This is a genomic window from Citrobacter sp. (genome assembly GCF_050252275.1).
GTDB lineage: Bacteria > Pseudomonadota > Gammaproteobacteria > Enterobacterales > Enterobacteriaceae > Citrobacter_A > Citrobacter_A amalonaticus.
The window spans coordinates 1-5,154 of sequence record NZ_JBFWLF010000316.1; the positions used below are offsets into that span (position 1 = coordinate 1).

Sequence of the window (5,154 nt, forward strand, 5' to 3'; positions counted from 1 at the left end):
GCGCTGGCCACCATTTTCTGGTTCACCCCTGCATTGACCTGAATAAAATCACGCGGACTGAAGTTTAAGCGTAGCCCGTTTGATTCATACCAGGGCGTCTGACCAGAAACCGTTTCCAGTATCTCGCTTTGCGGTGCCAGATACAGAGACAGTCCCTTTGAATGCGAAAAGCGTTCCAGTTTTTCGTTATCCGCGCGACTTAACGGCGCGGTATGGCGCAGAATCATCAGCGTACCGCTGTCTGCCTGCACCAGTTCAACATGTCCCAGATGGCGAATTCCCTGCAGGCTGCCAAGGCATGCCCTGAGATCGGGCAGTAATGCTTCAAGTTGGGGCACCAGAATGGGGCACTGTCTGACATCAACGATGTCACTGGACGCTGACTTGCGAAATCCCATCTGGAACTGCTGGGTCTTGGGTTGGAAGTTGAGACTTAAACGTGCGCGACGGCGATAGCCCCACGGCGCATCGGCGATCACCTCGGTGACATCGTTATTCATCAGGCGTGACAGCGCGGCGCTTTTACTGCGCTGCTGCAGTTCGATACTCGCGTGCTGTTGCTGACAGCCGCCGCAAATGCCAAAGTGCGGACAGCGCGGCGTGACGCGATCCGGGCTATCATTCAAACGGCGCTTAACCTGGGCTTTCGCGTACTGTTTTTTATCTTCGGTGATCGCCACGTCCGCACTTTCCTGCGGCAACAATCCGGGGATAAACAACGTCTTTCCGTTGTGTCGCGCAACGCCCTGACCAAAAGAATCGAGGTCATTGACGGTAACGGTTATGATCTGGCGCGTCGTCACGCGCCGTTTTGCAGAGTAGAATTGCGCCATCGACGAGAATATTCTCAATTTAACAATGTGACCCTAATTGTCCCATAACGGAACTCCATGACCAACTACAGCCTGCGCGCTCGCATGATGATTCTGATCCTGGCCCCGACCGTGCTTATCGGTTTACTGCTCAGTATCTTTTTCGTTGTGCATCGCTACCACGACTTGCAGCGTCAACTGGAAGATGCCGGTGCCAGTATCATCGAGCCTCTCGCGGTCTCTACCGAATACGGTATGAACCTGCAAAACCGCGAATCCATCGGCCAGCTCATTAGCGTTTTGCATCGCCGCCACTCAGAGATTGTGCGGGCGATTTCGGTCTACGACGAGAACAATCACCTCTTCGTCACCTCGAATTTCAATCTCAATCCGTCGGAAATGCAACTGCCTCCGGGCTCACCGTTTCCGCGCCGACTGAGCGTTCAGGGTCAGGGCGATATTTTAATCCTGCGCACGCCGATCATTTCAGAAAGCTATTCGCTTGACGAATCCCCGGCCACTGATGCGAAAAACGCGGGTAATATGTTGGGATATGTGGCGCTTGAGCTCGATCTCAAGTCGGTCCGCTTACAACAGTATAAAGAAATCTTCATTTCTTCCGTCATGATGCTGTTTTGTATCGGCATTGCGCTGATCTTTGGCTGGCGTCTGATGCGCGATGTGACAGGGCCGATTCGCAACATGGTCAATACGGTTGACCGCATCCGCCGGGGGCAACTCGACAGCCGCGTGGAGGGCTTTATGCTCGGCGAGCTGGATGTGTTGAAAAACGGCATTAACTCGATGGCCATGTCGCTCGCTGCCTATCACGAAGAGATGCAGCACAATATCGATCAGGCGACCTCCGATTTGCGTGAAACGCTCGAGCAGATGGAGATCCAGAACGTCGAGCTGGATCTCGCGAAAAAGCGTGCGCAGGAAGCCGCGCGCATCAAGTCTGAATTTTTGGCCAACATGTCCCATGAGCTGCGCACCCCGCTGAACGGCGTGATCGGCTTTACGCGCCTGACGCTGAAAACCGAGCTGAATACCACCCAGCGCGACCACCTGAATACCATCGAGCGTTCGGCAAATAACCTGCTGGCAATCATCAACGACGTTCTCGATTTCTCTAAGCTGGAAGCGGGTAAACTTATTCTCGAAAGCATTCCCTTTGCCCTGCGCAATACGCTCGATGAAGTGGTGACGCTGCTGGCACATTCATCGCACGACAAAGGGCTGGAGCTGACGCTCAATATTAAGAATGACGTACCGGATAACGTGATTGGCGACCCGCTGCGTTTGCAGCAGGTCATCACTAATCTGGTCGGTAACGCGATTAAATTCACCGAGAGCGGCGACATCGACATTCTGGTGGAAAAGCGTTCGCTGAGTAACACCAAAGTGCAGATCGAAGTGCAGATCCGCGATACCGGCATCGGTATCCCCGAGCGCGACCAGTCACGCCTGTTCCAGGCTTTCCGTCAGGCCGATGCCAGTATTTCCCGTCGCCACGGCGGTACCGGACTGGGGCTGGTGATCACGCAGAAACTGGTTAACGAGATGGGCGGCGATATCTCCTTCCACAGCCAGCCGAATCGCGGCTCAACCTTCTGGTTCCACATCAATCTCGATCTGAATCCGAATGTGATTAAGGATGGCCCGGCGACCACCTGCCTGGTGGGTAAACGTATTGCCTACATCGAGCCAAATGCCGCTGCCGCACAGTGTACGCTGGATATTCTTAGCGAAACGCCGCTGGAGGTGATTTATAGCCCAACGTTTTCCGCACTGGCCGTTGAGCACTACGACTTTATGCTGCTTGGCGTTGCCGTCACCTTCAAAGAGCCGCTGACAATGCAGCACGAGCGGCTGATTCAGGCAACCAAAATGACCGAATTCCTGATGCTGGCGCTGCCGTGCCACGCTCAGGTGAACGCCGAGAAACTCAAACAGGACGGTGTGGCAAGTTGTCTGCTAAAACCCCTGACCTCTACGCGTCTGCTGCCCGCGCTGGTGGATTTGTGTCGTCAGAATCACCCCGAAAGCGCGCTGGTCTCAGACGAAAGCAAAATTGCCATGACGGTTATGGCGGTTGATGATAATCCAGCCAACCTGAAGCTGATCGGCGCACTGCTGGACGATCTGGTTCAACATGTTGAGCTGTGTGATAGCGGCCAACAGGCGGTCGATCGCGCGAAGCAGATGCAGTTTGATCTGATCCTGATGGATATTCAGATGCCGGACATGGATGGCATTCGGGCTTGCGAACTGATCCACCAGCTTCCTCATCAACAGCAAACCCCGGTGATCGCCGTCACCGCGCACGCGATGGCAGGCCAGAAAGAGAAATTGCTGAGTGCCGGAATGAATGACTATCTGGCAAAACCGATCGAAGAAGAGAAGCTGTTTAATCTGCTGCAACGCTACAAACCTGGCGCAAGTGTTCCGACACGCCGGCTTAGCGCTGAACCGATCGAACCGGTTTTCAACCCAAATGCCACGCTGGACTGGCAACTGGCGCTACGCCAGGCCGCCGGAAAACCCGATCTGGCACGCGATATGCTGCAAATGCTGATCGATTTTCTGCCGGAAGTGCGTAATAAAATCGAAGAGCAGTTGGTAGGGGAAAATCCACAAGGATTAATCGATTTGATTCATAAGCTGCATGGCAGTTGCGGTTATAGCGGCGTACCGCGCATGAAGAATTTGTGTCAGTTGCTGGAAAGCCAGTTACGCGAAGGGACGCCAGAAGAAGATCTGGAACCCGAGTTTCTGGAACTGCTGGACGAGATGGATAACGTGGCGCGTGAAGCGCGAAAATGGCTATTGTAGGCCGGACAGGCAGCGCGCCATCCGGCCTGTCGATCAGCGTAGCGTCTGTCCCATTTTGAGCGTCGCCGCGACGTTGCGCGCGGTCATGCGCACATTCTCTGCGGCGTTCTTCAACGCATCGTCCAGCGTACAGATGGTATAAATCACGCTAAAGACGGCATCCAGCCCATGTTCATGGACGATGCCGACATCGGCCGTCAGGCTACCGGCAATACCGATCACCGGTTTGTGGTAGCGCTTTGCCACCTTCGCCACCCCTACCGGAACTTTACCGTGGATCGTCTGGCTATCCATGCGCCCTTCGCCGGTCACCACCAGATCGGCATCCGCAACGCATGCATCCAGTTGTAGCGCATCGGTGACTATCTCAATTCCGCGTCGCAGTTGCGCACCGCAAAACGCATACAGCGCCGCGCCCATCCCGCCTGCCGCACCGCCACCAGCCAGTTCAAGGACATCCACCTCCAGATCGCGGGTGATAATCTGCGCATAATGCACCAGTGCTGTATCCAGACGATCGATCGTCTCTGCCGTAGCCCCTTTCTGTGGACCAAACACCGCTGACGCCCCCTCTTTACCGGTCAGCGGGTTAGTCACATCACACGCGACTTCAATACGGCATGCGGCAAGACGCGGATCCAACTGGCTGATATCGATCCGTGTAAGCGCATCGAGCGCTGCTCCGCCCTTACCAATTTCATTCTGCCGGGCATCGAGCAATTTTGCCCCCAACGCCTGCACCATGCCCGCACCGCCGTCGTTGGTCGCACTGCCGCCGAGCCCGATAATAATATGATCTACGCCAGCATCCAGCGCATGACGAATCAACTCCCCGGTTCCCCAGGAGGTTGTCTTTAATGGATCGCGTAACGCGACAGGCACCTGCTCCAGGCCGCTGGCTGCTGCCATCTCAATGAAAGCCGTGCGCTCGTCGCCGGATAAGCCGAAAAACGCGGTGACGGGTTCCCCCAGCGGACCCGTGACGTTGACATCAACAATACGTCCCGCCGTCGCCGCCACCATGGCTTCAACCGTTCCTTCACCGCCATCAGCAACCGGAAGTTTTACATAATCCGCATCGGGCCAGATTTCACGAAAACCTTGCTCAATGGCGTTCGCCACCTCGAGAGCACTCAAACTTTCCTTATACGAGTCCGGTGCGATCACTATTTTCATAAGCCGTCCTTACGCATGTTGACTCAGCTAAGCATACACCCGGTTTACCAATAAAAAATAACCGGTCCTTTTGGGACCGGTCGACATCTTAACGAACCATGCACGGACGTTTGTTATCGAACGTCCAGTTCGGGATCAGATACTGCATCCCCATCGCGTCATCACGCGCGCCCAGACCATGCTTCTGATACAGCTCGTGAGCTTTCATTACCTGGTCCATATCCAGTTCAATGCCCAGACCCGGTTTCGCCGGTACCTGCACCAAACCGCCTTTAATTTCAATCTGCGCTTTGGTCAGACTCTGGTTGCCTTCCTGCCAGATCCAGTGTGT

At 55.0% G+C, this 5,154-nt stretch carries 3 protein-coding genes and 1 pseudogene; 1 reads left to right on the forward strand and 3 read right to left on the reverse strand.

What is annotated here, in order from left to right; all coding sequences use genetic code 11:
- A partial coding sequence (gene rlmD, locus AB7E14_RS20340) for a 23S rRNA (uracil(1939)-C(5))-methyltransferase RlmD (RefSeq protein ID WP_428169863.1) occupies nt 1–833 on the reverse strand: 833 nt, incomplete at its 3' end.
- 57 nt (nt 834–890) lie between these two features.
- Here rlmD and barA point away from each other — a divergent pair.
- Entirely contained in the window at nt 891–3,647 is a 2,757-nt protein-coding gene (barA, locus tag AB7E14_RS20345) for a two-component sensor histidine kinase BarA (RefSeq protein WP_428169864.1), read from the forward strand.
- Nucleotides 3,648–3,680: 33 nt separating this feature from the next.
- On the opposite strand, the gene AB7E14_RS20350 is transcribed toward barA, so the two are convergent.
- Together AB7E14_RS20350 and gudD are read right to left on the reverse strand one after the other, a co-directional pair.
- Nucleotides 3,681–4,823: a glycerate kinase gene (locus AB7E14_RS20350; RefSeq protein WP_044327280.1), complete on the reverse strand. Its 1,143-nt coding sequence runs from the start codon at nt 4,821–4,823 to the stop codon at nt 3,681–3,683.
- Nucleotides 4,824–4,911: 88 nt separating this feature from the next.
- Nucleotides 4,912–5,154: pseudogene (gene gudD / locus AB7E14_RS20355) on the reverse strand (glucarate dehydratase); the annotation flags it as partial.